The 24,524-nt window shown below is 70.0% G+C and carries 17 protein-coding genes and 1 pseudogene; 7 read left to right on the top strand and 11 right to left on the bottom strand.

Translation table 11 applies throughout. From position 1 onward, the window contains the following. Window positions 1-427: 427 nt before the first annotated feature. Window positions 428-1,303: a LysR family transcriptional regulator gene (locus AQJ46_RS00445; protein WP_059204347.1), complete on the bottom strand. Its 876-nt coding sequence runs from the start codon at window positions 1,301-1,303 to the stop codon at window positions 428-430. Between the two features lie 122 nt (window positions 1,304-1,425). Between AQJ46_RS00445 and AQJ46_RS00440 the strand changes: the two genes are divergently transcribed. Further along, window positions 1,426-2,424 carry an NADP-dependent oxidoreductase gene (locus AQJ46_RS00440; protein WP_059203643.1) on the top strand — a complete coding sequence of 333 codons (999 nt, stop codon included), beginning with the start codon at window positions 1,426-1,428 and terminating at the stop codon, window positions 2,422-2,424. 121 nt (window positions 2,425-2,545) lie between these two features. Here the strand turns inward: AQJ46_RS00440 and AQJ46_RS00435 are convergent, their stop codons facing one another. From AQJ46_RS00435 to AQJ46_RS00425, 3 genes are all read right to left on the bottom strand, one after another. Beyond that, window positions 2,546-3,292 (bottom strand): phosphotransferase family protein, encoded by a 747-nt coding sequence (locus AQJ46_RS00435; RefSeq protein WP_059203642.1) that lies wholly within the window; start codon window positions 3,290-3,292, stop codon window positions 2,546-2,548. Between the two features lie 199 nt (window positions 3,293-3,491). Next, window positions 3,492-4,475, bottom strand: a complete 984-nt coding sequence (locus tag AQJ46_RS00430; RefSeq protein WP_063803742.1) for a hypothetical protein — start codon at window positions 4,473-4,475, stop codon at window positions 3,492-3,494. Between the two features lie 1,010 nt (window positions 4,476-5,485). Continuing rightward, window positions 5,486-6,382 (bottom strand): aminoglycoside phosphotransferase family protein, encoded by an 897-nt coding sequence (locus AQJ46_RS00425; protein WP_059203641.1) that lies wholly within the window; start codon window positions 6,380-6,382, stop codon window positions 5,486-5,488. Window positions 6,383-6,512: 130 nt separating this feature from the next. Here AQJ46_RS00425 and AQJ46_RS00420 point away from each other — a divergent pair, with 130 nt between their 5' ends. Beyond that, window positions 6,513-6,836, top strand: a complete 324-nt coding sequence (locus AQJ46_RS00420; RefSeq protein WP_159063966.1) for a hypothetical protein — start codon at window positions 6,513-6,515, stop codon at window positions 6,834-6,836. A 196-nt stretch (window positions 6,837-7,032) separates the two neighbouring features. On the opposite strand, the gene AQJ46_RS00415 is transcribed toward AQJ46_RS00420, so the two are convergent. The 4 genes and pseudogenes from AQJ46_RS00415 to AQJ46_RS53955 all read right to left on the bottom strand — a co-directional run. Then, window positions 7,033-8,010, bottom strand: coding sequence for a transposase family protein (locus tag AQJ46_RS00415; RefSeq protein ID WP_059203639.1), 978 nt, complete (start codon window positions 8,008-8,010; stop codon window positions 7,033-7,035). A gap of 75 nt (window positions 8,011-8,085) precedes the next feature. Then, window positions 8,086-8,463 carry a nuclear transport factor 2 family protein gene (locus tag AQJ46_RS00410; protein ID WP_059203638.1) on the bottom strand — a complete coding sequence of 126 codons (378 nt, stop codon included), beginning with the start codon at window positions 8,461-8,463 and terminating at the stop codon, window positions 8,086-8,088. A 92-nt stretch (window positions 8,464-8,555) separates the two neighbouring features. Next, window positions 8,556-8,924: a hypothetical protein gene (locus AQJ46_RS55255; RefSeq protein WP_059203637.1), complete on the bottom strand. Its 369-nt coding sequence runs from the start codon at window positions 8,922-8,924 to the stop codon at window positions 8,556-8,558. A 136-nt stretch (window positions 8,925-9,060) separates the two neighbouring features. After that, window positions 9,061-9,819: pseudogene (locus AQJ46_RS53955) on the bottom strand (transposase); the annotation flags it as partial. Window positions 9,820-10,315: 496 nt separating this feature from the next. Between AQJ46_RS53955 and AQJ46_RS00395 the strand changes: the two are divergent. Further along, window positions 10,316-12,382 carry a putative Ig domain-containing protein gene (locus AQJ46_RS00395; RefSeq protein ID WP_059203635.1) on the top strand — a complete coding sequence of 689 codons (2,067 nt, stop codon included), beginning with the start codon at window positions 10,316-10,318 and terminating at the stop codon, window positions 12,380-12,382. Window positions 12,383-12,985: 603 nt separating this feature from the next. Here AQJ46_RS00395 and AQJ46_RS00390 read toward each other — a convergent pair. After that, the gene (locus AQJ46_RS00390) at window positions 12,986-14,575 is read right to left on the bottom strand and encodes a glycoside hydrolase family 32 protein (RefSeq protein WP_059203634.1); all 1,590 of its coding nucleotides are present in this window, start codon (window positions 14,573-14,575) and stop codon (window positions 12,986-12,988) included. Between the two features lie 224 nt (window positions 14,576-14,799). Between AQJ46_RS00390 and AQJ46_RS00385 the strand changes: the two genes are divergently transcribed. From AQJ46_RS00385 to AQJ46_RS00370, 4 genes are read left to right on the top strand one after another with little or no spacing between them, the layout of a single operon-like run. Next, on the top strand, window positions 14,800-16,209 hold the full coding sequence (locus tag AQJ46_RS00385; RefSeq protein WP_059203633.1) for an extracellular solute-binding protein: 1,410 nt from the start codon (window positions 14,800-14,802) through the stop codon (window positions 16,207-16,209). Next, a complete protein-coding gene (locus AQJ46_RS00380; protein ID WP_059203632.1) occupies window positions 16,206-17,156 on the top strand; it encodes a carbohydrate ABC transporter permease in 951 nt (316 codons plus the stop codon). Before AQJ46_RS00385 ends, AQJ46_RS00380 begins: the two co-directional genes overlap by 4 nt. 13 nt (window positions 17,157-17,169) lie before the next feature. After that, entirely contained in the window at window positions 17,170-18,024 is an 855-nt protein-coding gene (locus tag AQJ46_RS00375) for a carbohydrate ABC transporter permease (protein ID WP_059203631.1), read from the top strand. Then, window positions 18,021-19,412: a glycoside hydrolase family 32 protein gene (locus AQJ46_RS00370; RefSeq protein WP_059203630.1), complete on the top strand. Its 1,392-nt coding sequence runs from the start codon at window positions 18,021-18,023 to the stop codon at window positions 19,410-19,412. Before AQJ46_RS00375 ends, AQJ46_RS00370 begins: the two co-directional genes overlap by 4 nt. On the opposite strand, the gene AQJ46_RS00365 is transcribed toward AQJ46_RS00370, so the two are convergent. Beyond that, window positions 19,375-20,439, bottom strand: coding sequence for a LacI family DNA-binding transcriptional regulator (locus tag AQJ46_RS00365; RefSeq protein WP_208616873.1), 1,065 nt, complete (start codon window positions 20,437-20,439; stop codon window positions 19,375-19,377). The genes AQJ46_RS00370 and AQJ46_RS00365 overlap by 38 nt on opposite strands. A 373-nt stretch (window positions 20,440-20,812) precedes the next feature. Then, entirely contained in the window at window positions 20,813-24,205 is a 3,393-nt protein-coding gene (locus tag AQJ46_RS00360; RefSeq protein ID WP_059203628.1) for a hypothetical protein, read from the bottom strand. Window positions 24,206-24,524 lie beyond the last annotated feature (319 nt).

Raw genomic sequence — 24,524 nt, 5'->3', positions numbered from 1 at the left:
TCATGGCCGGGTGCGGAGACGTCGGATGGCACTGTTGGTCCAGCCGGTGTGCACGAGCCGGTGGACGTCGGCGTGACGCTGCAGGCCCGCTCAATGATCCGGGCGCGGGGCGGCGCGGTGGGCGGAAACCCGGTGATCGTGACGGTCGCCACCAGGGGCGCCGGGGTTTCCTCCTCGGCGTGTCCGCGCAGGAAAGAGCGGTGGCCTGGGCATTCACGGACCCGGTCGGATCTGAAGTTTCCCTGCATCCTCACGTGACACGGCAATGGCTCCTGGTCGAGAGGGCGTGCTTGATCGCCGTTACGTGGGGTCGGACGTTGGGCCGGCACAACCAAACCCCGAGCGATACCGGCAGATGTGTGCCGGACACGGCGCGTGTGAGCGCCGCTTGGTGCGGTTCAGCGCCAAGCCGGTCGGCTGGTCGCGGTCAGGCGGCCGGGGCGGTCAGGACGGCCTTGGCGGCCTGGCGGAGATTCCTGATCATCGGATTGGGGTCACCCTTGCGGCTGGCCAGGACGACCTGGCTGGGGGGAGCGCCCTCGATCGGGACGGTGACGAGGTGGGGACGCAGTGAGCTACGCCGATCGCCGACCGGTAGCACGGCGATCGCCCTGCCGCTCGCGACGAGTTCGAGCTTGTCCTCGTAGCTCTCGATCGGCGGCACGCCGGCCCCGAGGATCCGGTAGGAAGCCCAGTCCGCGGTCTCGAACGCGCACGGCGCCGCCTCCTCGTCGGCCAGTTCGTCCGCGGTCACCGACGCGCGGTCGGCCAAGGGATGGCTGCGCGGGACCACCAGCATCCGGGGCTCCTCGTACAGCGGCGTGGTGAACACGTCGTCCGTGGCGAGCGGCAGCGGAGCCCGCGCGATCAGGGCGTCGACGCGCTTGTCGGACAGTGCCCCGACGTCGCGGCAGCTCAGATGCCGGGTGGCGATCTCGGCGCCCGGGTGCCGGCGGCGCAGTTCCCGTACGGCGGCAGTGATCACCAGGTCTTCGACGTAGCCGATGGCGATGCGTTCGGTCTCGGCTTGTTCACGCGCGACCAACTCGGCCTGGCGGGCGGCCTGCAGCAGGGCTTGGGCCCGGGGGAGGAACCTCTCGCCGGCGGGAGTGAGCCGGGTGCCCTGGGGCGCGCGGTCCAGCAGTTGGACGCCGAGATACTTCTCGAGCCGCTGGATCTGGCGGCTCAGGGCGGGCTGGGCCACGTGGAGGTCGGCGGCGGCCCGGCCGAAGTGCTGGTGCGCGGCCACCACGGTGAAGTAGCGCACGAGCCGCAGTTCCAGGTCCTGTCCGAGATCGTTCACCCTTCCAGGGTACGTGTCATGCCGTTTCAGAATGAGCAGGTTGCCGAACCGGTCTTGGACGGCCATGACGTCCTGGGCCTTGACTGAAGGAGCAACGTTTCCCCGAGAAAGCGACAGGCGCGATGAAGGCGATCCAGTTCCACGAAGCGGGCGGGCCGGAAGTTTTGCAGTATGACGAGGTGCCGGTTCCCGAGATCGGCCCGGGCGAGGTGCTGGTGCGGGTGCACGCGGTGGGCGTCAACCCGCCGGACTGGTACCTGCGTGAGGGGATGAAGGTCATGCCGGCCGAGATGAGGCCGGCGCTGGAGTTCCCCCTGATTCCTGGAACGGACCTGTCGGGCGTGGTTCAGGCGGTCGCTCCGGACGTGTTGGGGTTCGCCGTCGGTGACGAGGTCTTCGGCATGCTGCGGTTCCCCGGATTCGACGGCCGGACGTACGCCGAGTACGTGGCCGCGCCGGCTTCGGACCTGGCACACAAGCCGGCCGGTATCGATCACGTGCAGGCGGCTGGGGCGCCGATGGCTGTGCTGACGGCCTGGCAGTACCTGGTTGATCTCGGCCACGACGTGCCGTCCCCTTTCACCGGCCAGGTGCACCAGCCGGTGCCGATCACGCCAGGGATGACCGTGCTGGTCAACGGGGCCGCCGGTGGAGTGGGCCACTTCGCGGTGCAGTTGGCGAAATGGAAGGGGGCACACGTCATCGCGGTGGCCTCGGGCCGGCACGAGCAGTTCCTGCGGAAGCTCGGCGCCGATGAGTTCATCGACTACACCAGGACACGGGTCGCGGACGTGGTCAGCGGTGTCGACCTGGTGATCGACGCCGTCGGTGGCCCGGACAGCTCACGCTTCCTGACCGTGCTCAAGCGCGGCGGCACCATGCTTCCGGTGTTCTTCGCCCAGTACGATCCGGAGGAGACGGCGAGTCTGGGCATCACGGTCTCGAACATTCAGGTGCGTTCCAACGGCCCTCAGCTCGCCGAGATCGGGGGCCTGTTCGACGAGGGCAAGCTCCAGGTCGGGGTGGACAGCACCTACCCGCTCCCCGAGGCGCGCAGTGCACACATGCGGGCCGCGCAGGGCCACATCCAAGGCAAGATCGTGCTGACGGTGGTCTCGTGATCGCCGAACTTCAGCAGGCGGTGGCGAGCTACGTCCACGCCCTGAATGAGCTGAATGTGCCCCAGCTGGAAGTGGTCCTGACCGAAGACACCACCTGGACGGGTGGTCAGGCCGCGCAGCCTCACATACGGGATCTCAGCACGTCGACCTCACAGCCCGGTGCGAACGCGTCGAAGCCGTGCTCGATCAGCCAGCGAACCCCCAGCAGGCTTCGCAACGACCACCACGCGCGGATCTCTTCGAGGTCGATGTCGGTGCCGTAGCCGGCGATGACGTCGTCGAGGTGTTCCTCGTGTCCGAGCGTGAGGGTGGCGAGGTCGAAAAGGGCATCACCCTGGCCCGCCTCGGACCAGTCGATGATGCCGGTGACCTCGTCGCCGTCGACGAAGACGTGATCGATCTGCAGGTCGCCGTGCGTGAACGCCGGCGTCCACGGCCGGAGCGCGGCCTCGGCGACCTGGCGGTTGCGGATGACCAGGTCGGCGGGCAGGACACCGTTCTTCACGAGCAACTCGCACTCGCCGTCGAGTTCCGCCGCCAACTCGTCGGGATCCTGGCGGCGCCGGCCGCGCCACGGCGGCAACGGCGCGTCGTGCAGCTTTCGGATGGCGGCGCCCGCCGCGGCCCACGCCGCCGGTGTCGCGGTCGACGGCTCGCCGAGGCGGCCGAGCGCCGTCCCCGGGACCGCGGCGATCGCGAGCGCGGGCGGCTTGCGCCACAGGACCTGCGGGGTCGGGACCGGCGCGAGGGCCATCGCCTCGACCTCGACGTCGATGCGCGCCTGATCGGCGTCCACCTTCAAGAACACGTCGCCGACGCGCAGAGTCGCGCGCTCGGAATGGGCGACGACGACTTTGACCTCATCCATGGGCGACCAGTATCCCGGGGACGATCGCTGACGTCGCCGGATTTTATCGCGTGCGACGAAACGGCTGACCGCGTCCCGCCGCCTGGCGGCCTCGCGCACGACACCGAAACGCTGTCCCTGGTCCGCGTCGGGAGTTCGTGGGCAGCGGCTTGGCACCGTGCTTCGGTGCGCACGATCACGCTTGGTGCAGCGGGCCGGATCACGGGAGCGTGATGAGGGCGATGCTTTCCGTCTGCGCGATGGCCAGCCGGGTTCCGTCGGGGTGGAGGGCGGCCACGGGAGAGGGGACGTGGCTGCCGCCGAAGCATGTGGCCTTGACGGGTATGCCCACTTCGGGCCATTCCGCCACGAGGCGCCCGGTAGCCGTGTCGAGCAGTCGCGGGTGGCCTAGGAGAGAGATCACGTGGTCGCCGCGGGGGAGGAGCAGGATGCCCGGTTCGGCGTCGGCGATCGGGTTGCGGTGGAGCCACCGTCCCTCGGACACCGACCACACACCGAGGTGGCGAGGCGGAAGCGCGGACTCTTCTCCGTCGTTCCAAGCTTCGGCCCCCGTCGCCAGTACCAGCCGATCGGCGTCGAGCCAGCAGCCCGCTGTCACCTCGCCGTCCATGACCGCCGCTGCCGGCAGCAGACCGTCGCCGTCCAGAGTGCCGGGGTCGGTGAGCGCGAGCGCCGTGTCGTAGACCGTGGCGATCCCGAAGGGATGCCAAAACCATCCGACCGCCAGCAAGTACCGTCCGTCGGGGCTCAGGCTGAGCCTGGAGTGGAAGACGTCCTGCGGCTCACGACTGCCGGGCGTGAGCAGCTCGCCGCTCGCCGCGTCCTCGATCTGGAGCACGTTGTACTCGTCGGGGCAGTGCACGACGACCTCGCGCCCGTCACTCAATGTGCCCAATGCGAGCGGGTAGTCGTAGTTCGGCGCCTTATAGTCGCTGCGGTTCAGCTCTCGCACGACCCGTTCTCGCTCGAGCAACACCCCCTCGGTGCCGCGTTCCTGGTACACCGCGGAGTACGGCCCCGAGGCCGAGGTGATCCCGGCGTCGAACGGAAAGCTCCACGCGAGGACCGCCTTCCGTTCCACCCCGTCGGCGCCCCAGCGCCGACCGCATCCGGAGACCAGTTCGTCGCCTTGCCACACCAGCGCTTTCGGCGGGGCCTTTACCGGTATCGACTCCACGGTCATTTGATGACCCTCATTCTGAGAACCTCGGACAGTCCTCTCGCCGGGAACTTACGGGACCCCGTCGGCGGGACGGCGGCCGGGACCACACGGATGGCTCACCGGATAGCTCTGAGCCCCGGCGCTGCCCGACTTCTGGCCACCTCGCGACGAGGACGAGTGGAACGATCAGCAACACGACGCCGAGCACGCCGGCTGCTGCTCACCGAGACCAGCCAGCCCGGCGAACTGGCCGTATTCCACGGCAGGTTCTGGCCGCAGCGGGCGTAGTCAGCTCGTTCGTCGTGTACCCGGAGCTCGCCTTGGCGCCGGCGGCGCAGGCGGAATGGGGCCGCGACACCGGGCTGTGGTCCGTCCTGGCGCCGTTCCTCAACTCCCGCTTGTGCATAAGAAGATGACATGACCCGCGGAGTGACACGGCAGTCCGCCTCAGATCGCTCAGGTCACGACGCTCACGTCCGCCGGTGTGACGGCCGCCATGAGTGCGGGTCAGCAGCGCGGTTCCGTGGCCACAGCCAAGGTCAGAGGAGTCCTGAGATGCGCCTTGCCCCCGCCCTGAAGTGCGGAGCACTGCGCAAGACCAAAGGTAGATGTCGACGCCGTGGGTCTTCCCGAAGGCGAACACCTCGCCCTGGGCGAGGAATTGTGCGGCACGGTCGCGGGCAGCGGCGTTGTCGCTCTGCCAAAGCGGGCCGAGGCCGAGGACTTCGTTGAGCGCGGTCATCCGGGCGGTGTCCCAGCGCTTGCCCGCCTCTCCCTCCCTTACCTGATCGTGGACAACTACGGCACCCACAAGACACCTGTGATCAAGGCCTGGTTGGCCGAACACCCAGGTTCGGGCTCCACTTCACCCCGACCGGGCTCCTCGTGGATCAACCAAGTCGAGCGACGGTTCGGCTACCTGGCGCATCAGACGCCGTTGTTTCATCTGGACCTAGACAGCCGAAGAGAGGCTCGACTCCCCTCCCACCCTCTCTCCTTCGCCTCTGCCGACGAATCTCCAGCGCAGGACACTAGACGCCCTTCAGGACACGATCGAGTGCCGCACGGCCTAGGGGTCCCCAGTTCGGCTTGCCGCCGGGAAGGCCCCGGTCTCCGTTCTGGCCCATGAGTATCAGGAAGAGGCTCTTCATCGCGGCCAGACCGCGGGCACGCCGGATCGCTCCCTCGTCTGCGTGCGCGTACGTGTCGAAGAACCGTGAGGCCGTGCCCGCCGGCAGCAGCACCCACGCCGCGGCGAGGTCCCACGCCGGATCGCCGGCGAACATGTCACCGAAGTCGACGATGCCGGAGAGTGTTCCGTCCGAGACGACGACGTTCGCGGGATGGAGGTCGCCGTGCACCCACACCGGCGGTCCCTGCCATGCGGGGGCCGCAGCCGCGTCGTCCCAGACGGCTCGGACGTCGGCGACGATGTCGTCGAGGGCCACGGCCTGGAGGAAGTTCTCGAAGCCGTCGGTGCAGTTCCTGGGATGGGCGCCGCGGTCGGCAGCGATCGGCGCCTCGGCGGGCGCCTCCACATGGAGCGCCTGCAGGAAGCCCGCCAGCGTGTCGGCCGCGTGGTCGCCCCGGCTGATCAAGCCGTGGTCCAGCGGCTCGCCGTCAACCCACGTCATCACGGTCCAGTGCTTGGGGAAGCGCTTGGACGGTTCACCGAACCGCACCGGCGTGGGCACCGGGAGCGGCAGGCGCGGGGCCAGCACGGGGAGCCACTGCCGCTCCTTCAGTTGGTGCTCCGGGGTGGGGTCCATGCGCTGCATGCGCACTGCCAACTCGTCCCCGAGGCGCCACATTTGGTTGCCCCAACCGCCCGCCACCTCTCGGATGGCCAGCCCCGCAAGGTCGGGATGTTGTTCCTGCAGCAGGTCGCGCACCAGGTCTGCGGTGATCTCGATCTCGGTGTCGGTCATACGACGTCACAGTACTGAGGCGGCAGGCGGAGGATGGTCCCGGGTGAGGGGTGAGGGGTGAGGGGTGAGGGGTGACGGGTGAGGGTCGGCAGAGTTGCTGTACTTCGCTGCGGTACGCAGAATCGCCCGCATGGGATCTATGCAACCGGAGCTGAGCTGGCCGTTTGAGGGTGAGGTCTTCCCTCAAGGCTTGCTGGCGGTCGTCCAGAAGACGGTCTCGGCAGGGGAGTTTCCTGCCTTGACCGTGATCCATGACGACGAGGGCGACTGGCTTGTGAGCGACGGCGTGCACGATCCCAATGACGGGGCTTCGAAGCTTCGCCATCTGCACCACGTCGTGGACCTGGATCCGTCACTTGCTCGGCTGGCCACCATGCCACCTGGCCACGTCGCCTGGCGCGCGACCAGGTACGACGTTTGGACGATCGAGGAATGGACCTACCCCGACGAGTAGCGGCGCCCTGGGACACGTAGGTCGGTGGAGTCTAAATGGGCCCGGTCAAGCGGGCTGGGCTCGGTCGCTGCTGGGCAGGGCCCATTGGGCGTCCAGGTCCTGGCAGAGGATGCGGATGCTGCCGGTCGTGAGTCTTACGACCTCGGGGAAAATGGAGGTCGGGACGTGCTGGCCTGGCGGTTCGGCTGGTGTGTGATCAGCAGGTGCTGTTGCGGACGAGGACGAGTTCGGTGCTTGTCCGGCGTCGGGTGGGGCGCTGCGCGGACCGGTCGGAGACCAGCCCGGCGATCGCCAGATGTGTCTCGGCGTAGTTTTCACGGCGTCCGGTGAAGCGCCGCAGAGGTGCCCACTGCCGAAGCTCGGCGTTGGTGTGCTCGACGCAGATCCGGGCCGAGGACTGGCGCCGCCGCGCTTCGCTCCAGGCCCGCTTGTCGCCGTCGCACGCGTCGTCCTTCGGCTTCTTCGGCGGGGCGGTGACCTGGTCGGGGAACTCCTTGGCCAGTCCTGCATACCCGGCATCGGCCTGGGACTTCACCGATGGGTGGAGGCGGAGTTGTTCGGCGATGCCCTCGGTGCGTACGGCAGTCTGGTCGTGCATCCGGCCGGGTCGCACGACCCCGGACAGCAGGATGCGGCCCTGCCCGTCGCTGAATGTGGTGGTCTTGACCGTGTTCTGGCGGCGCTTGCCCGAGACGAAGGCTCGGCGCCCGGGTCTGCCCGCCTGTGGGCGCCTGACCTGGGTCTCGGCGCCATCGAGTCGAGGCTCGATGCCTTCGGCCTCGGCGTAGGCAAAGAGATCCTCCAGTGTCCGCAGTCTCATTCCGGGCCGGTCGGGCACTGCGAAGCCGCGGGCCGCGAGCAACGGACGGACCTGTCGGATCGCCGTCGAAACGGTCGAGCGGTCGACGTCGTACAGCTCGGCCAGGACCTCGTGCGGCAGCTGATGGCGCAGGTGTACCAGGGTGAGCAGCAGCCGGTCGCAGAAGACCAGCTTCGGCTTGCGCCCGGCACCGGCCGCCCTGCGGCGTTCACCGCCCCTGGCTTCGCGAAGTCCAGACTGACGTGCCGCCTCCCACGGGGCGGCGAGTTCGGCGAACAACTCGCCGAAGTGTGCGCGGGAGACACCGGACAGGGCCGGATGGGAACAGGCCGCGCGGGCCCAGGTCAGCTTCACAACTCACCCAACCCGCGCGGCCCTTCTCATGTCACGGCCAAATCAGCCGGAACGTCGCCGCGAGCGGCAGCCGCTTCACATGGGTTCAACCAGAGCCGCCCGCCACTCCGGGCGCGGATCAGCCCCAACACTCGTCCAGTACTCCCGGCCACGCACGATCCGTCCCTGCTGGACGGTCCAGAATGAGGCCGCGCGGAACACGCCGAACTCGTCATGCGGCACCTCGACCTCGGAGACCACCTCGTTGCCGTCAGCCACGATCCGCAGTACCCGAATCGACCAGCCCCCCGGGTATTCGCTGTTCACCGCGACGAAGTTCTTGTTGCCGACAATGCGCTCCGCGCTGATCGGCCACTCGACCACGACGTCCTCCGCGACCAAGTCGGCGACAGCTGACCAATCGCGCGCCTGGATCCGATCCCACAATGCCTCGACCACTCCTGAAGAGTCCATGGGGGCACCCTGCACGGGCCACTGACATCCCGGCCCTGGGGCCCCGGGCGGCCTGGCACGCCGAGCCCCAAGCAGCAGCCCCCTCACTGCCGCTAATAGATCCCGTGGGGCAGGAGTTCGTCCAGGCGGACGGTGTTGAAGTCGGACAGTTCAAGCACGCCGCCCCCGTCGGCTTCCACCTGGACGCTGGTGACGCCGTAGTAGTGAACTGTCAGCACGTGGTCCTGGCTGGCTGGCCAGGTGAAATGGATCTGGAACTGATCTGCGGCGCCGGCAGTCGGGGGCAGCGCGGTGGGTCTGAGGTCTTTCACACACTGCGGAGCCGCGAAATCGTAGTGCTCAGGGTGTGTGGCAAGAGCGCGCGCCCCGGGCGGGAGGGCCGGCGCGAGTCGGGGCAACTTGGCAAGGTATGGGTTGGGATCGTGCCAGTAGGTGCCGTGCGCTTGCTGTTCGATGATCACGTATCTCATGCTCTGCCCCCTGTATCGACGGCTCAAAGTACCCAACTGGCCACCGGATACGGGCTGAGCAAGGCCTCGAGAATCTTGAATGGGCTGAGTCAGGCCGCTCTGGCCACTGGTGGGGTGGTGGTGAAGGACGGTTGTCGCGGAGGAGCGCCCACAGGACGTCGACGCGTTGGCGGGCGAGGGCGATGACGGCGGGGATGGGTTGGGGGCCCTCGGCTCGTTTCTTGAGGTAGTAGGTGCGGTTGGGGCCGTCGCGGATGATGCTGGTCTGGGCGGAGAGGTAGAAGACGCGGCGTGAGCGGCGGCTGTAGCGCTGCGGGCGGTGCAGGTTGCCGGTGCGGCGTCCGGATTCCTTGGCGACCGGGACCAGACCGGCGGCGGAGGCGAGGTGGCCTGCGTCGGGGTAGTTCGCCAGATCACCCGCGGCGACGAGGAACTCAGCCCCCAGGATGGGTCCCATGCCGGGCATCGGCTCGATGATGGCGGCCTGCGGATGGGCATGGAAGGCGTCGCGGATCTGCCGGCCGAGCTGCTAGAGCCGGTCGTCCAGGGCCAGGACCTGTTGGGCGAGGTCCGCGGTGATGCTGGCCGCGGCGCCCCGGCCTGGGAGGGTGATGCGCTGGGCCTGGGGGCTGTGAGAGCGGTCGTGGCCGCCGCGTCGGGGCGGCGTGCCCCGGGTGGCGAGCCAACGAGTGAGGCGGGCTTGCCCGCACCGGCGCAGGGCGGCGGGGGCCTGACAGCCGGTGAGCAGGACGAGGGCGCCCTTGTCGTCGGCGTAGTCGAAGGCTGCTTCCAGGGCCGGGCTGATGCCGGTGAGTACGTCGTGGATGCGGTTGAGCAGGCGAACCCGGTCGGCAATCAGGTCGGACCGGTGCGCGGTGAGCTGGGCCCTCAGGGGCCGTGGTGAGCACGCGTCGCGCGCCCTCGTGGACGATGTCGTGGATCAGCGATTCGCCTCCCGTGGAGCCGTCGTCATTCACTGCGGTGTGCATGGGGCGTGCCACCGGCGTGCGTACCACCGCGACGGCAAAGGGCATTGAGGCTGATGGGCGGAATGAGCCACCACTGAAGAGGCCCTCGAAACGCTGCAGGGTCAGCCCCGGGGCTGACCCTGCCTCAGTCTTCCTCTGCTCTGCGCCAAGCCAGCCCCTGTCACCGCCAATGAAGTGGCCAATCTCATCCTATGGCGGAGCAAAGAATTCCTTGCGGCACTGCCGGTTCGCCCGCCTCGGATTTACGTTCCTCTCGCACCCTGTCATGCCACGTTCATTAGGCATTCCGGGTCAGTTGAGTGTCATGCTCATGGCTGCGCGGTTCGCCGCCGCTACGCGCGTCACGGGCCTGCCAATCCAGTCGCACCCCCTCGTCAACGGAGGCAGAACCCCATGCGTGAGTCACGTCTGAGCAAGCGGAGACGGAGTCTGCGAAGACTCCTCGCCGTCTCCTTCCCGGCCCTCGCCCTCACCGTCGCCGGACTCGTCGCGGCGCCGACGGCCGGCGCCCAGCCCGCTGCCGCCCACCCGTACACCACCAAGGTCACGCAGAACAACAAGGCGCTGACCGACCCCGCCCATCAGACCTTCCACACCACCGGCAAGGCGGGCCAGAAGGTACCCACTACTCACCTGTGCGCCACCGCCGAGCCGGGCCACGCGTCCTGCTTCGCCCAGCGCCGCACCGACATCAAGCAGCGCCTCGCCTCGGCGCTCGCCGCCGCCCCCTCCGGCCTCTCCCCGGCCAACCTGCACAGCGCCTACAACCTGCCCACCACCGGCGGCAGCGGCCTGACGGTCGCCGTGGTCGACGCCTACAACGACCCCAACGCCGAGTCGGACCTCGCCACTTACCGCTCCACCTACGGTCTGTCCGCCTGCACCAAGGCCAACGGCTGCTTCAAGCAGGTCAGTCAGACCGGTTCGACCACCTCGCTGCCGACCAACGACAGCGGTTGGGCCGGCGAGGAGGCCCTCGACATCGACATGGTCAGCGCCGTCTGCCCGAACTGCAACATCATCCTCGTCGAGGCCACCTCCGCCAACGACTCCGACCTCGGCATCGCCGAGAACGAGGCCGTCTCGCTCGGCGCCAAGTTCGTCTCCAACAGCTGGGGCGGCGACGAGTCCTCCTCCCAGACCAGCGAGGACACCTCGTACTTCAAGCACCCGGGTGTCGCGATCACCGTCTCCTCCGGTGACTCCGCCTACGGGGCCGAGTACCCCGCGACCTCCCAGTACGTGACCGCAGTCGGCGGCACCGCCCTGTCCACGTCCTCCAACTCCCGCGGCTGGACCGAGTCCGTGTGGAAGACCAGCTCCACCGAGGGCGCCGGCTCCGGCTGCTCGGCGTACGACCCGAAGCCGAGCTGGCAGACCGACACCGGGTGCACCAAGCGGATGGAAGCCGACGTCTCCGCGGTCGCCGACCCGGCGACCGGTGTGGCCGTGTACGACACCTACGGCGGCTCCGGCTGGGCGGTCTACGGCGGCACCAGCGCCTCCGCCCCGATCGTCGCCGGCGTCTACGCCCTCGCAGGCACCCCGGGCTCCAGCGACTACCCGGCGAAGTACCCGTACACCCACACCAGCAACCTGTACGACGTGACCAGCGGCAACAACGGCTCCTGCTCCACCTCGTACTTCTGCACCGCGACCACCGGCTACGACGGCCCGACCGGCTGGGGCACCCCCAACGGCACCACCGCCTTCGCCTCCGGCAGCACCTCCGGCAACACGGTCACCGTCACCAACCCCGGCAGCCAGTCGACGACGACCGGCGGCGCGGCAAGCCTGCAGATCAGCGCGAGCGACAGCGCGGGCGCGACCCTCACCTACAGTGCCGGCGGACTGCCGACCGGCCTGTCCATCGGCAGCTCGACCGGCAAGATCACGGGAACGGCGTCCACCGCGGGCACCTACCAGGTCACCGTCACCGCGAGTGACTCGACCGGCGCCTCCGGCTCGACGTCCTTCACCTGGACCGTCGGCTCCGGCAGCGGCACCTGCACCTCGGCCCAACTGCTCGGCAACGCCGGGTTCGAGTCGGGCAACACCACCTGGACCACCTCCAGCGGGGTCATCACCAACTCCACCAGCGAGGCGGCGCACGCCGGTTCCTACTACGCCTGGCTGGACGGCTACGGCTCCGCGCACACCGACACGCTCTCCCAGTCGGTGACCGTGCCGAGCGGCTGCAAGGCCACCTTCACCTTCTACCTGCACATCGACACCGCGGAGACCTCGACCAGCAGCGCGTACGACAAGCTGACGGTCACCGCGGGCTCGACGACCCTGGCCACCTACTCCAACCTCAACAAGGCCTCCGGGTACGCCCAGAAGTCCTTCGACCTGTCCTCGTACGCCGGCTCCACCGTCACCGTGAAGTTCAACGGAGTGGAGGACTCCTCCCTCCAGACCAGCTTCGTCGTGGACGACACGGCCCTGACGACCAGCTGACCCTCCCGAAGGAAGCACCCGATCCCGCACGCGGAGGCCGTCCGCGTGCGGGACACCCGGTGTTGACAAGGGCGGGCCACGCACTGGAATCAGGTGCTCATCGCGCTGACGGCCCAGCCCGACGCGGGCCGGGCTTGTCCTTGCTGGAATCGAGACTGGCCGGTGGGCAGGCGAGTGAGGTGGGCACTCCAAGTGCGGTCGGGAGTGTTGATCGCGCTCGCGGTGCCGGCCGTTGAACCAGCCGAGCGGCGTCCGGCCGGGCGACCGCTCATGAACATGGTCATCGACCACAGCACCACGGTCTGTTCCTGTCGACCTTCCGGCGCGGCGCTCGCCTGGCTCCATGGGGCCTGATCGAGGCCGCGTCGTGGCCGCAAGGGCCGGCGCGCGAACGGGGCTCGTACCCGCCCGCGGCGGATGCCCCTTCCCGCGCGCAGGGGCATCCGCCGGGGCAAGGTCCGGGGAGAGCCACGTTCGACCGGTTCGATCTCGGAATCGGTGGGAGGTCAGGACAGCCTCGCCGGCATGAGCCATACGACCCGGACGCGGAAGATGGTCGGCATCGCCGCGTGACGGGGCGGAGCGCGGATCCTCCTGGCGGCCTCACACCGAGAACTCGCGTATCACCGTGTTGCGGAACACCGCGCTGCCGCCGATCGTGAACAGGGCGAGCCGGGTGTCCAGCAGGTACGGGAACACCTGGCTGGTGTGCACGTAGCGGCCGTCGTCGACGAACATCTCCACCGACGTGCGGTCCACGAGGATGCGCAGTTTCACCGTGCCGGCGGACGGGTCGAAGGGGGTGTGGCTCTCCTGCCACTTGCCGGACGTGTCGGCGTTCACCGTGTTGCGTCGGTTGAGGAAGGCGTAGTTGGCGTAGATCCCTGCGTCGATGTGCCGACCGCCGTCGGGTGAGCGCCTCAGCTGGAGGCCGGCGCCGGTGAGTTGGGACCAGGTGATCTCGGTCGTCACCTCGTAGGAGATACCGGTGTAGTCGAGCACCTTCGTGCCGTTCACGGTCACGTCGCCCAGGTTCACGGTGCGGGAGACATGCGAGTCGAGGCCGGCGACGGGCTGGGAGGCGAGGTAGTAGGTGTTGTCGGATGCCTTCTTCAGGGTGATCTCGCGGACGATGGAGTCGGTGCCGTTGAAGCCGTCGCAGTCGATGGTGGGGGTGGTGTGGGCGTAGTCCCAGTTGTTGACCCATCCGATCGCGTACCGGGCGGCCGAATCCTCCGCGCCGCTCGCGTCCCGCTTCTCGAAGGTGACGGCGCCGTACCAGTCCCAGCCGTGGTCGAGCCACTGCGGGTCACTCGCGTCAGCGGTGAAGGCGCTGCCGTCGAAGGAACCCGTCCAGTAGGCGTATGTGTTGGGCAGTCCCGAGCTCTTCGCGTTGGCGCTCGCGCCGAGCACCCATTTCACGGTGCCGTCGTCGGCGGTGATGCGGAACAGGTCGGGGCACTCCAGAACGCCGATGCCGTCGTGGACGAAACCGTTCACGTACGTCCAGGACTTGAGGTCGTCGGAGTGGTAGAAACCGATCTTGTCGTTCTCGGCGAGGGCCATCACCCAGCGGCCCCGGTCCTCGTCGCGGATCACCTTGGGGTCGCGGAAGTCGGCGACGCCGGGGTTGGGCAGGACGGGGTCGGTCCCGTAGTTGTCGAAGGTGAGACCGCCGTCGGTCGAGTAGTACAGGAACTGCTCCTGGTGGTCGGTGCCACCGCCGGGGGACATGGTGACGATGACGACGACCGCGCCCGCGCCGAACCCGGCCGTGTTGCCGGTGTCGACCACCGCCGAGCCCGACCAGAGATCGCCGTTGAGCGTGGTGTCCTTGGGCACGGCGACCCCGCGGTCGGCGAAGGAGACCAGGTCCTTGGTGGTGGCCAGGCGCCACGCGGTGCCGACGGCACCGGTGAAGTAGTCGGCGTTGTAGAGGTAGTAGTAGTGGTACTCGCCGTCGATCCAGACCGGCCGCTGCGGGTCGTTCTTCCACTGGTCGGGAACCGTGAAGTGGTACGCGGCGCGGTAACTCGCCCCGCTCGCCGCGGACTTGGGCTTGTTCTTGGCCGTGGCCCCGGCCTTGGGCTGCGGGGCGGCCGTGGCCGCTGCGGTGGGCAGCAGCGCGGCGGCGGTGCCCGCCGCCGATCCCGCGAACAGTGATCTCCTGGAAATCCCCGATGTTCCGGGCATGACGCATCGTTCCTCTCGTGGCGGCCCATGAGGGCCCGTGGCGGCTCGTCACGCACGCGAGTGCGGCTCACAACGCGAGGGCGTGAAAATTCGGCTCATGTGAAACGAGGACTGTAGACCTAACTCGTTAAAGGTCAAGCGTTCCCGACCCCTTGACAGGTCTGCCGCCCGGTTCCCATCATCTGGGGCATCAGCCCTGATCTAACACGAGTTAGGCCCGTTTGATGACTGACTCGCACTTCCCCCGCCGCACACTGCTGCGGTACGGCGCTTACGGGGCCGGAGCAGCCGCCCTGGCCGCGACCGCCGCGAGCTGGGACCGGCTCACCGGAGCCGACATCCCCGGCCGTGACGACGGCTCCCTCGTCGTCGCCACCCTCGGCTCCGCTTTCGACCCGGCCACCGTCGACGCCCTCACCCAGGGCTTCCACCGGCTCCACCCCGACATCCCGCTGCGGGTGAACGCGGTGCAGGCCGTCGACTGGTCGGACTTCTTCGCGAAGATCCTCACCCAGATCGCCGCGGGCACCGCCCCCGACCTTGTGTACGTGGCCACCGAGGGCGTGCAGCTGTTCGCCCAACGGCTCGGCGTGCCCCTGGACCGCTGGGTGCGGCGGGACGCGGCGGAGCTGCGTGAGTACTTCGCCGACGTCCACCCCTCGCTGGTGGAGTCGATGATGTACGAGGGGAACCTCTACCAGCTGCCGATGGAGTTCAACGCCGCCGACATCTACCTCAACAAGCAGGTGCTGAAACGGGCAGGCGCGGGTTTCCCGGCGGCCGACTGGAGCCGCGACGACTTCACCGCGCTGCTGCGGGAGATGAAACGTGCCGGCGACGCGCACTTCACGCCGTACTTCTGGACCAACCGGCTGTGGGGCGGCGTGATGCCCTGGCTCTTCGCGAACGGCACGAACCTGCTGAAGGAGTCGAAGGCGCCCGGCGGCTCCTGGCTGTGGGACACCTTCTACCCGGCCGCCCACCGGCAGGGACGCGGCGGAGGCTTCCGCTGGACGACCCCGCAGGCCACCGCCGACCGGGTCGAGGAGGCGTACGACTATCTCGCTTCCCTCGTCCAGGAGAACCTGTGCAGCCGGCCCGAGGGCGGCAACGGCAGCAATCTGGTCGGCGTGTTCTCCACCGGCCGCGTCGGCGTCACACCGGCGGGCGGATTCTGGGCGGGCGGCCTGCACCTGGCCGGCATGCGGGCCGCCGACTACGACGTGCAGTACTTCCCGCGCTGGCGTACCCAGCGCCACCAGTTCGGCGCGGCGGGCTACGCGCTGCTGCGCACCTCGAAGAAGCAGGAAGCCGCCTGGGAGTTCATCAAATACGCGGCCCGCAAGGACACCATGACCCGGCTGTTCCAGAGCAACCAGACCACCCCGGCCCGGCGTTCGATGCTGAACGCCGCCCGCTACGCCGCGAGCGGCCCGGCACACTGGCAGGTCTTCTACGACACCCTCGACCGGTTTCCCGACACCGGCCCGATCCCCGCGCCGCCGCAGGTCGCCGAGGTGACCGACGTCCTGCTCAAGTACACCGGCACGGCGCTGGCCTCGCCGCGTGCGGTGGGTCCCGCGCTGCGCCGGATGCAGGGCGACCTGGAGCAGGCCATGGAGCGTGAGGTATGACGAACACCCAGGCCCCGGCCGTACGTCCGCGGCCCGCCACGCCACCCGTCGTCGCCGTGCGGCCGTCGGTCCGCGACCGCGGCGCCCGGCTGCTGGCCGCGCTGTTCCTGGCGCCCACGGTCGTCGGCATCGTCGTCTTCACGGTCGTGCCGATCATCGGGTCCATCGTGCTGAGCCTGTTCCACTGGAACGTGATCGACCCGCCCCGTTTCGCCGGCGGCGCCAACTACCGCACGACCTTCACGGACTCGACCGTCCTGGTCTCCTTCCGCAACACGCTCCTCTTCATGGTCCTCGCGGTCGCGCTGCAACTGCTGATCGCGCTGGCGCTGGCGCTCGCGCTGAACGGGCGGATGCCGGTGTGGCTGCGGTCGGTGTTCCGTTCGGCGTTCTTCTTCCCGCTGGTGCTGTCCGCCGCTTCGATCTCGGTGGTGATGAAGTACCTGTTCAACCAGGACTTCGGGGTGGTGAACTGGCTGATCGGCCTGGTCGGCGTCGCGCCCGTGCCCTGGCTGACCTCGGAGCACGCGGCGATGGCCACGGTGATCCTGGTCTACGTCTGGCAGCAGTTCGGTTTCTCCTTCCTGCTGTTCGTCGGCGGTCTGAACAACATCCCCAAGGAGATCCACGAGGCCGCCGCTCTCGACGGCGCGACCGGCCTGCGCAAACACCTCGGCATCACGCTGCCGCTGCTGTCGCCGACGCTGCTCGTCGCGTCGGTCGTCGGCATCATCAATGCCCTGCAGGTCTTCGAACAGCCCTACGTCCTCACCGACGGCGGACCCGGCGACGCCACCCGCACCGTGGTGATGGTGATCTACGAGAGGGCCTTCGAACAGCTCGACTTCGGCGAGGCATCCGCGGTGGGCGTGCTGCTCTTCGTGCTGATCATGGCGGTCACCGCCCTCCAGTTCCGGCTCAGCCGGCGTTTCGTCCACTACCAGTGAGCCGGTGAACTGCATGAGCCAAGCAACCCCGACCCTCAGTCGCGTACGTCACTCACTCACCCCCTGGGCCCGGATCGCCGCACTGACCGTGTGCGCCCTGCTGACGCTGGGCCCGGTCATCTGGACCGTCGCCACCTCACTGCGCACTCCGGCCCAGTCCTTCGACCTGCCCCCGCAGATCATCCCGACGCACCCGACGACCGCGGCCTACCGCGGGGTCTTCCAGCAGATCGACGTGTGGCTGCTCGCCCTGAACTCCACGCTGGTGACCGCACTGATCGCCGTCGGCCAGATGATCACGGCCGGCCTGGCCGGATACGCCTTCGCGCGCCTGGAGTTCCGTTTCAAGAAGCCGCTCTTCGGCCTGGTCCTGGCGACCATGATGGTGCCGTTGCAGGTCACCATCGTGCCGGTATTCCTGGTGCTGAAGTCGATGAGCCTCACCGACACGCTCCTCGGCCTGATCATCCCGGCCTTCCCGACGGCCTTCGGCACCTTCCTGATGCGCCAGTACTTCCTCGGTATGCCGAAGGACCTGGGCGAGGCGGCCATGCTGGACGGCGCGGGACCCTGGCGGATCTTCCGCTCGGTGTACGCGCCGCTGGCCACACCCGGCCTGGCGATCGTCGGCGTGCTGGCCTTCAACTACCACTGGAACGAGTTCTTCCGCCCGCTGATCCTGGAGACCTCCAGCCAGAACTACACGCTTCCGCTGGGTCTGGTCTCCCTGCAGGGCAATCTCGGCACCGGGTCGATCTCGGTGGTCCTGGCCGGGGTCGTGCTCTCGATGCTCCCCGCCCTCGCCGTGTTCGTCGTCGGCCAGCGCCCTCTGCGCGAGGGCATCACCTCGGCAGGAGTCAACCGTTGAGCAACGACCCCAACGTGCCGCGTTTCAGGGTCCGTCCGCCGGTCGGCTGGATCAACGACCCCAATGGGCCGTTCCGTTGGCGGGACCGCTACCACCTCTTCTACCAGCACAACCCTGACGCACCGGTGCACGCGAACGTCCACTGGGGTCATGCCTCCAGCGCCGACCTCGCGCACTGGGAGCACCATCCGATCGCGCTCACCCCGGCGGCCGGCGGCCCCGACGAGGCCGGCTGCTGGTCGGGCTGCGTGGTCGACGACGCCGGCACACCGACCGCCGTGTACACGGGAGTCGACCGTGCCCACGCGGGACTCGGCACCATCTGCCTGGCGCGGGCGGCGGACCCGGACGACGAGCGGCTGACCGAGTGGAAGCCGCTGCCGACGCCGGTGGTGGCAGGGCCGCCGCCGGGACTGGACGTGGTGATGTTCCGCGACCCGTTCGTCTTCCGCTGCGCGGACAGGCGCTGGGCCCTCGTCGGGGCCGGGCACGCCGACGGCACGCCGTCGGTCCTGCTCTACGACTGCGACGACCTGACCGACTGGCGGTTCGCCGGTGTGCTGCTGGACGGCAAGGACCCGGTGGCCGCGGGCGCGTTCGGCGACAAGTCGGTGGGCTGGGAGTGCCCGCACCTGTACCGGACAGCAGGCGGCGACCACGTGCTGGTGGTGTCCCTGTGGGACGGGGATCCCTGCTCCACCGGATACCTGACCGGCCGTCTGCAGGCCGATGGCCAGAGGTCGTTAAGGTTGGTGCCGCGCGTCGGCGGCCGGCTCGACCAGGGGCGGGACTTCTACGCTCCCGCGGTGCTCCAGGAGCCGGACCGCGTACTGCTGTGGGGCTGGTCGTGGGAGGCCCGCTCGCAAGAGGAGGTGCGCCGGGCCGGATGGGCAGGCGTCCTCACCGCGCCACGGGTCGTCGACATCCACCCCGACGGTTCACTGCGGGTGAGTCCGGCCCCGGAACTCGAACTGCTGCGCCCGGCCGACCCGTTCGTCACCGTGCCGGGCCGGGTTCCGCTTCCCCACACGTACGACCTGGCGGTCACCGCATGTGGACCGACCACGGTAAGCCTGCTCCGGGACGCGTCGGGCCGGGAGCTGACCGTCCGGGCGGACCCCGCCTCGGGGACCGTCGTGCTCGACCGCAGCGCCTGGCCCCGGACCGGCAGGGAAGGCTCCGCCCCGATCACCGTGCAGGTGCCGAAGGGGCCGGAACTCGCGCTCCGGCTGCTCGTCGACGGCTCGCTCCTCGAACTCTTCGTCGCGGAACGGGCCATGGTCACCGAGCGCGTCTACCGGCGCCCCACCGACATCGCCGAGCTGGTCGTCGACGGTCCGGGTGCCCGGGTCACCGGATGGGCGCCGGACCCACGGAGGCGCGGCTGACCACAGGGCAGGCCAGGCGCCGGACGGTCGCGGGCGGCGTATGGCCGGCTTCGATGGCGTCCAACAGCAGCCGGGCCGCCGCCTCACCCATCGCCCGGTGCGGCAGCGCGACCGAGGTGAGCGGCGGTGTGAGGAAGGCGGCCATGTGCTCCTGGTCGTCGTAACCGACCACGGACAGATCGGCGGGCACGTCGATCCCGAGCCGGGTCGCGGCGTGCAGGACACCCGCCGCGACCCGGTCGTTGTAGCACAGGACGCCAGTGGGGCGACGGCCCGGCTCGACCCCTTCGAGCAGGCGCAGCGCCCCCGCGTATCCCGCGGAGATCTCCCCGCCGCCGCGCACGATCCATTCCTCGGGCACGGTGACGCCCTCGGCGCGCAGCACGTCCCGGAAGCCGCGGGTACGTTCCACCGAGGCGATGTCGTCCAGACCGCCGATCACGGCGAGCCGGCGGTGGCCCGCACTGAGCAGCAGCCGGGCCGCGGTACGGCCACCGGCGCGCTCGGCAGGGACCACGGCGGGCAGGGAGCCGTCCTCGGGCAGGCAGTTGGCCAGCACGGAGTGGGTGCGGTGCAGGCCCTCGGGGACGCGGACCCGGCGCAGTGACATGGCCGCGTAGATGATGCCGTCCACGCGCCGGTCGAGCAGTTCCGCGACGGCCGCGTCCTCCTTGACCGGGTCACCGCCGGAGTCGACGGTGAGGATCAGATGGTCGCTGCCCCAGGCGGTCTCCATGGCGCCGCGCAGCAGCCGACCGGCGAAGGGCGAGGACGCGATCTCGTCAGTGACCAGCCCGATCACGGCCGTACGGCGACGGCGCAGACCGCGGGCCACCGGGTCGGGGCGGTAGCCCAGCTGGGCCGCGGCCTCCTGGATGCGTTCCTGGGTGGCGGGCGAGAGGTTGCCCTCGGCTCGTCCGTTGAACACGAAGGACACCGCGGTGTGCGACACGCCGGCGAGCCGGGCGACGTCCCGTGACGTCGGGCGCCCGGTGCCCGTGCTCCTGCTCTCCTCGGCACCGCCCACGCCGTCCGCCACCCTCGCCCAGCCCGTCCTGTCGATCACCGTCCACCCTATCCGCGGGGAGCGCCATGGCATACGGGAGATGCTCGGGGCGCTGCGGAGTGGGCGTCCGCTTGGCCACCGGACTTCCCGGAGGACGGGTCCGCTTCGGACTGGGCCTGAGCACGTCATCCGCCGGGGATGCAGAATGCGTAGCCCTTCTTCGGGATGCCGGCGCAGTTTGTACGGCATGCACGTCATCCCGGCTTCCAGGCTGAGGTGTTCGGCGGGCATGCGTGATGCCATGGTGACGAGGAGGGACAGGAGTGGTCTGCACTCAGGTACGGGCGAGGGCTCGGAACCGCCCACCGGCCCGGCGCCACCGCGCGGGCCCCGGTCACCACTGGATCGTCCCTGGGACCGACGGCGGCGCCTCCCGTGCCGTGACCGTCTCGCGTGCCGACGCGCGGACGTCGGGGTGTGCGTGCCGGCGCAGGGTGCGGAGCCGGCCGCGCCACGGCTCCGTCCACCGAGAGCGGCTGCCGCCGGAGACGGTGAGCCTGATGGCGAACAGGCCCCGGGCCAGGTCCGGCTCCGCACCCAGCGTGCGGGCGGTCTCCAACCACGCCTCTGGCGCGGGGCCGCTGATCGCGCTGAGCCGCGAGCTGAGCCCTTCGGCGATGTCCCGGGCGAGCAGCGGACGTCCTTCGCAGTCGGCAGCCAATCGGCGCAGGCCCGACGACAGTGCGGTGGCGTCCTTGTTCAGTTCGAGGGCGTACAGCCGGAGTTCGGCGACGGAGCGCGCGAAATCCTCGTGCCCGGCGGCGGTGTCGGCGGCGCGCAGCAGCACGTCCGCCGTCGGCCGGCCCCCGCCCCGGTAGCGATGGTGGAGCAGGAGGTGGCGCAGCAGGCTCGCGGCCCGCTGCCGGGCCGGCTGGTCGCGTTCGGGCTCGGCGTCGGGCTGGTCCGGGTCTCCTGTGGCTTCCAGCATCGCCCGCAGGGCCCGAAGGTACGGGCCGTCGTCGTCCGCCGCGAGCTCCACCAGCTCCTGCCCGGCCATCGCCCACACCGCCCGATCGGCAAGGTCCGTGGTGGCGGCCACCAGCATCTCGGCGATCTCCGGCTGCCACGGTGCCCATTCCGCCAGTGCTGGGAACAGCGCCGCAGCTGTTTCCGGTTCAAGCGGCTCGCAGGCGTGATGCAGCAGCCCTGCGTACCTGGCCCGATGCTCCTCGTCCACCTCGGACACGGCCGCCCGTGCCAGCTCCCGGCGGAGCTCCGTGCGTCCCTGCGCGGCCGACTCCAGCATGGGCCAGCTGGCCGGCTCCGCCAGCATGCCCTGGGCAAACGCGACGCACACCGACTGCACGTCGTGGTGCTGCCCGGGCAGCTCGAACGCTTCCCGCAGCAGCGGCGCCGCCTGCGCCGGGGGCAGCATCGTCGCGGCGAGGCGCACCGCCTCCTTGCGGCTGGTGACCTTCACCGTCCGCGGGTCCTTCGGCGTGAGCAGCCTGCGGAGCTCCGTCGCGAGCCGCGACGGCGCGACGTACTGCGCGGCCCGCGTCGCCGCGTAGACCGCGACCCGGGCGCGGTCGCCGCCCGCGTGCTCCAGCAGCAGCGGCAGCACCTCGTCGGGGCGGTCGGTCCACGGCAGTGCGCCGAGGGCCGCCTCCACCAGCGGGACGTTCGACGAGCCCGTGTAGCGGCGGACGACTTCCAGGCCCGCCTCCGGGATCACTGCCGCCGCCGAGAGGGCCTGGACGCGCACATGCACCGGCTGCCCCGCGTCGCCCACTGTGCGCGCGAGCAGCTCCGCCGCCGCCCGCTGCTGGCGCGGCACCCAGCGGTGCGCCCGGTGGGTGGGTGGCGTCCAGTGGCTGCGGGCGGTCAGGAAGCGGCCGTATGGTGGGGTGTCCGCCAGCACCGGGTCGAGTAGGTCCGTACGCCGCCCCGTCAGGACTCTCAGAACGGACGGCAGGACGGCGGCGGACGGCTCCAGCCGCACGATCCGCTCCACCCGCTCGTCGCGCCCCTTCGGCTGCTCCAGCCAGAGGTCGACGGCGGTGCGGACGGACGCGTCGTTTCCGAACTGGACGGCCTGCCACAGGTACTCCTGGAGTTCGGCCATCCCCCACGCGCGCCGCCCGAGTGCCCGTACGAGTGCGAAGACGAGCGAGTAGTCGGCCTTGTCGGTGGCGGCCTCCAGCCACGGCCGTAGCGCCGCCAGCACCTCGTACTCCTGGCCGCGCCGCAGCACGATGTCGAGGCGGCCGACGTTCGCGCCGCCGGTGTGGCCGGACAGCCGGGTGAGGGTGTCGAGGGCCCAGCCGATGAGCCGCGTGCCGCCCGTGACGGCGTGCTCGCGCAGCACGGACAGGGCGAGCGTGCTGAGCGCGTGACGGGTGCTCCAGGAGGAGTCGCGGGCTTCGACGGCGTCGATGGAGATTCGTCCAAGGTCCTCGGCGGCGTCCTCCGCGAACAGCGAAGCGGGCACCTCTGCCAGTGCGGAGAGGGCGGCGCTGCGGACCGGGTCCTGTTCATTGCGCAGCCGCAGCAGCGCACGCAGCAACCGGCTCACTTCCTGTGGGTCGCGGGAGCGTGCTGCGTTGCGGACGAGCAGTGGGTACGCCGTGGCGCGGTCGTCCGCGGCGGAGCGGCGGACGGCGGTGAGAAGGTCGTCACGGACCTCGTCCGGCGGCAGATAGGCGGCTGCCGTCAGTATCTGCGTCCAGTGCCCGCCCCTGCCGCGGGCCAGCGTCACTATTCGCCGAGCCTCGGCAGTGCGCCGCTCGTACGGCAGTACGTCGAGCAGGGCGGGGCTGAGGTCCGCGTGGGCGAGGTCCTTGCCCTCCATCGCCGCGTCGAACAGGGCGCCGCGGCGGGAGGGCGGCAGGCAGGCCAGCAGCCGGGCGAGAGCGGCTGCGTTGTCGTTCCAGGCGCGGGCGAGGTCGGTGAGTTCCGCCGGGGCGTGGCGGACGAGGCGGCGCAGCACGGCGGGTTCGAGGTGGCCGCTGTTCAGCCGGGACCGCAGCTTCGGGCGTAGCAGCAGCCGCACGGTGCGGCCGGGATCCGCCTCGACCAGGAGGTGCAGCTTGCGGTCCACGGGCATCGGCAGCGTCTCGTAACGCTCGAGCACAGCCAGCACACCGAGCGGATCCCGTTCGGCGAGGAGCGCGAGCGCATCCGCGTGGGACGCCAGCCAGCCGTCCCGTACGACGGCGGGGAGGGTGTCGAGCTGCCGCTCCATCTCGGCGAGCAGCAGAGCGGGATGGCGGGCGGCGAACAGCCGGTAGGAGCTCAGTCCGCGGAACAGGCGGGGCAGCAGCCGGGCGGCGGTCTCCGCCGTGCAGGCGGCGAGCAGTTCCGCGGCGGCCTCGGCGCCCCATCGCCGGTACGTCGGCTCGACCAGCGCCTCGGCGAGGCCCGTACGCCCCGCCACGGCGATGGCGTGCACGAGCTGCTGCCGCACGGCGGCGGGTGCGTCCTCGATGGCCTCGATCACGGTGGCGTCCGTGAGCCGCCCCTGCAGCAGCGCCCTGATCGCGGGGGCGCGGACGAGGCGGTCGGGGTCCGCGAGGCAGCCCTCCAGATACGCGTCGTGGCGCCCCATGTCCGCCACGGTGGCGGCGAGCCGCCGCCCGTGGACGCCGTGGGCGGCGAGCCCGGTCACAAGCTCGTCGACCGCCCCCATTGCCGCGGCGCGCCGGGCAGCGGAGGCCAGCTCACGCATGCGGTGGGGGTAGGAGAGCCGGTCGACGGCTGTGAGCAGGTGTTCGGCACGCTGGGACATGAGGTCGATTCTGCCTGGCGGGCGTGGGTGACGCCTGCGGATTTCGGCGGGGCGGTGGTCGTCGTGCGGCAGGCTGTGCGGCTGTCTGCGCGGGCTCTGTGGCGGTCTGTGCAGGCTCGGTCAGCAACTCCGCCAGCCGGTCGTGTGCCAACGTGCGGCTCTCCGGGGACGGATGTCGTCGTGGTGGGCGCCGGACAGTCTGCGCAGGAGAGCGCGGCGCTGCTGTGCGAGGCCAGCGTCGAGGTCCGACTGCACACCTGTGCAAGGGAGTTGGTGTTGAGAGGCGGTCCCGCCCCGCCGCACTGGCAGCCGGACGCAC

The sequence above is a fragment of the Streptomyces canus genome (assembly GCF_001514145.1).
Taxonomy (GTDB): domain Bacteria; phylum Actinomycetota; class Actinomycetes; order Streptomycetales; family Streptomycetaceae; genus Streptomyces; species Streptomyces canus.
The sequence above is the reverse complement of the archived record's forward strand: the minus strand, read 5'-3'. Positions and strand labels throughout refer to the sequence as shown.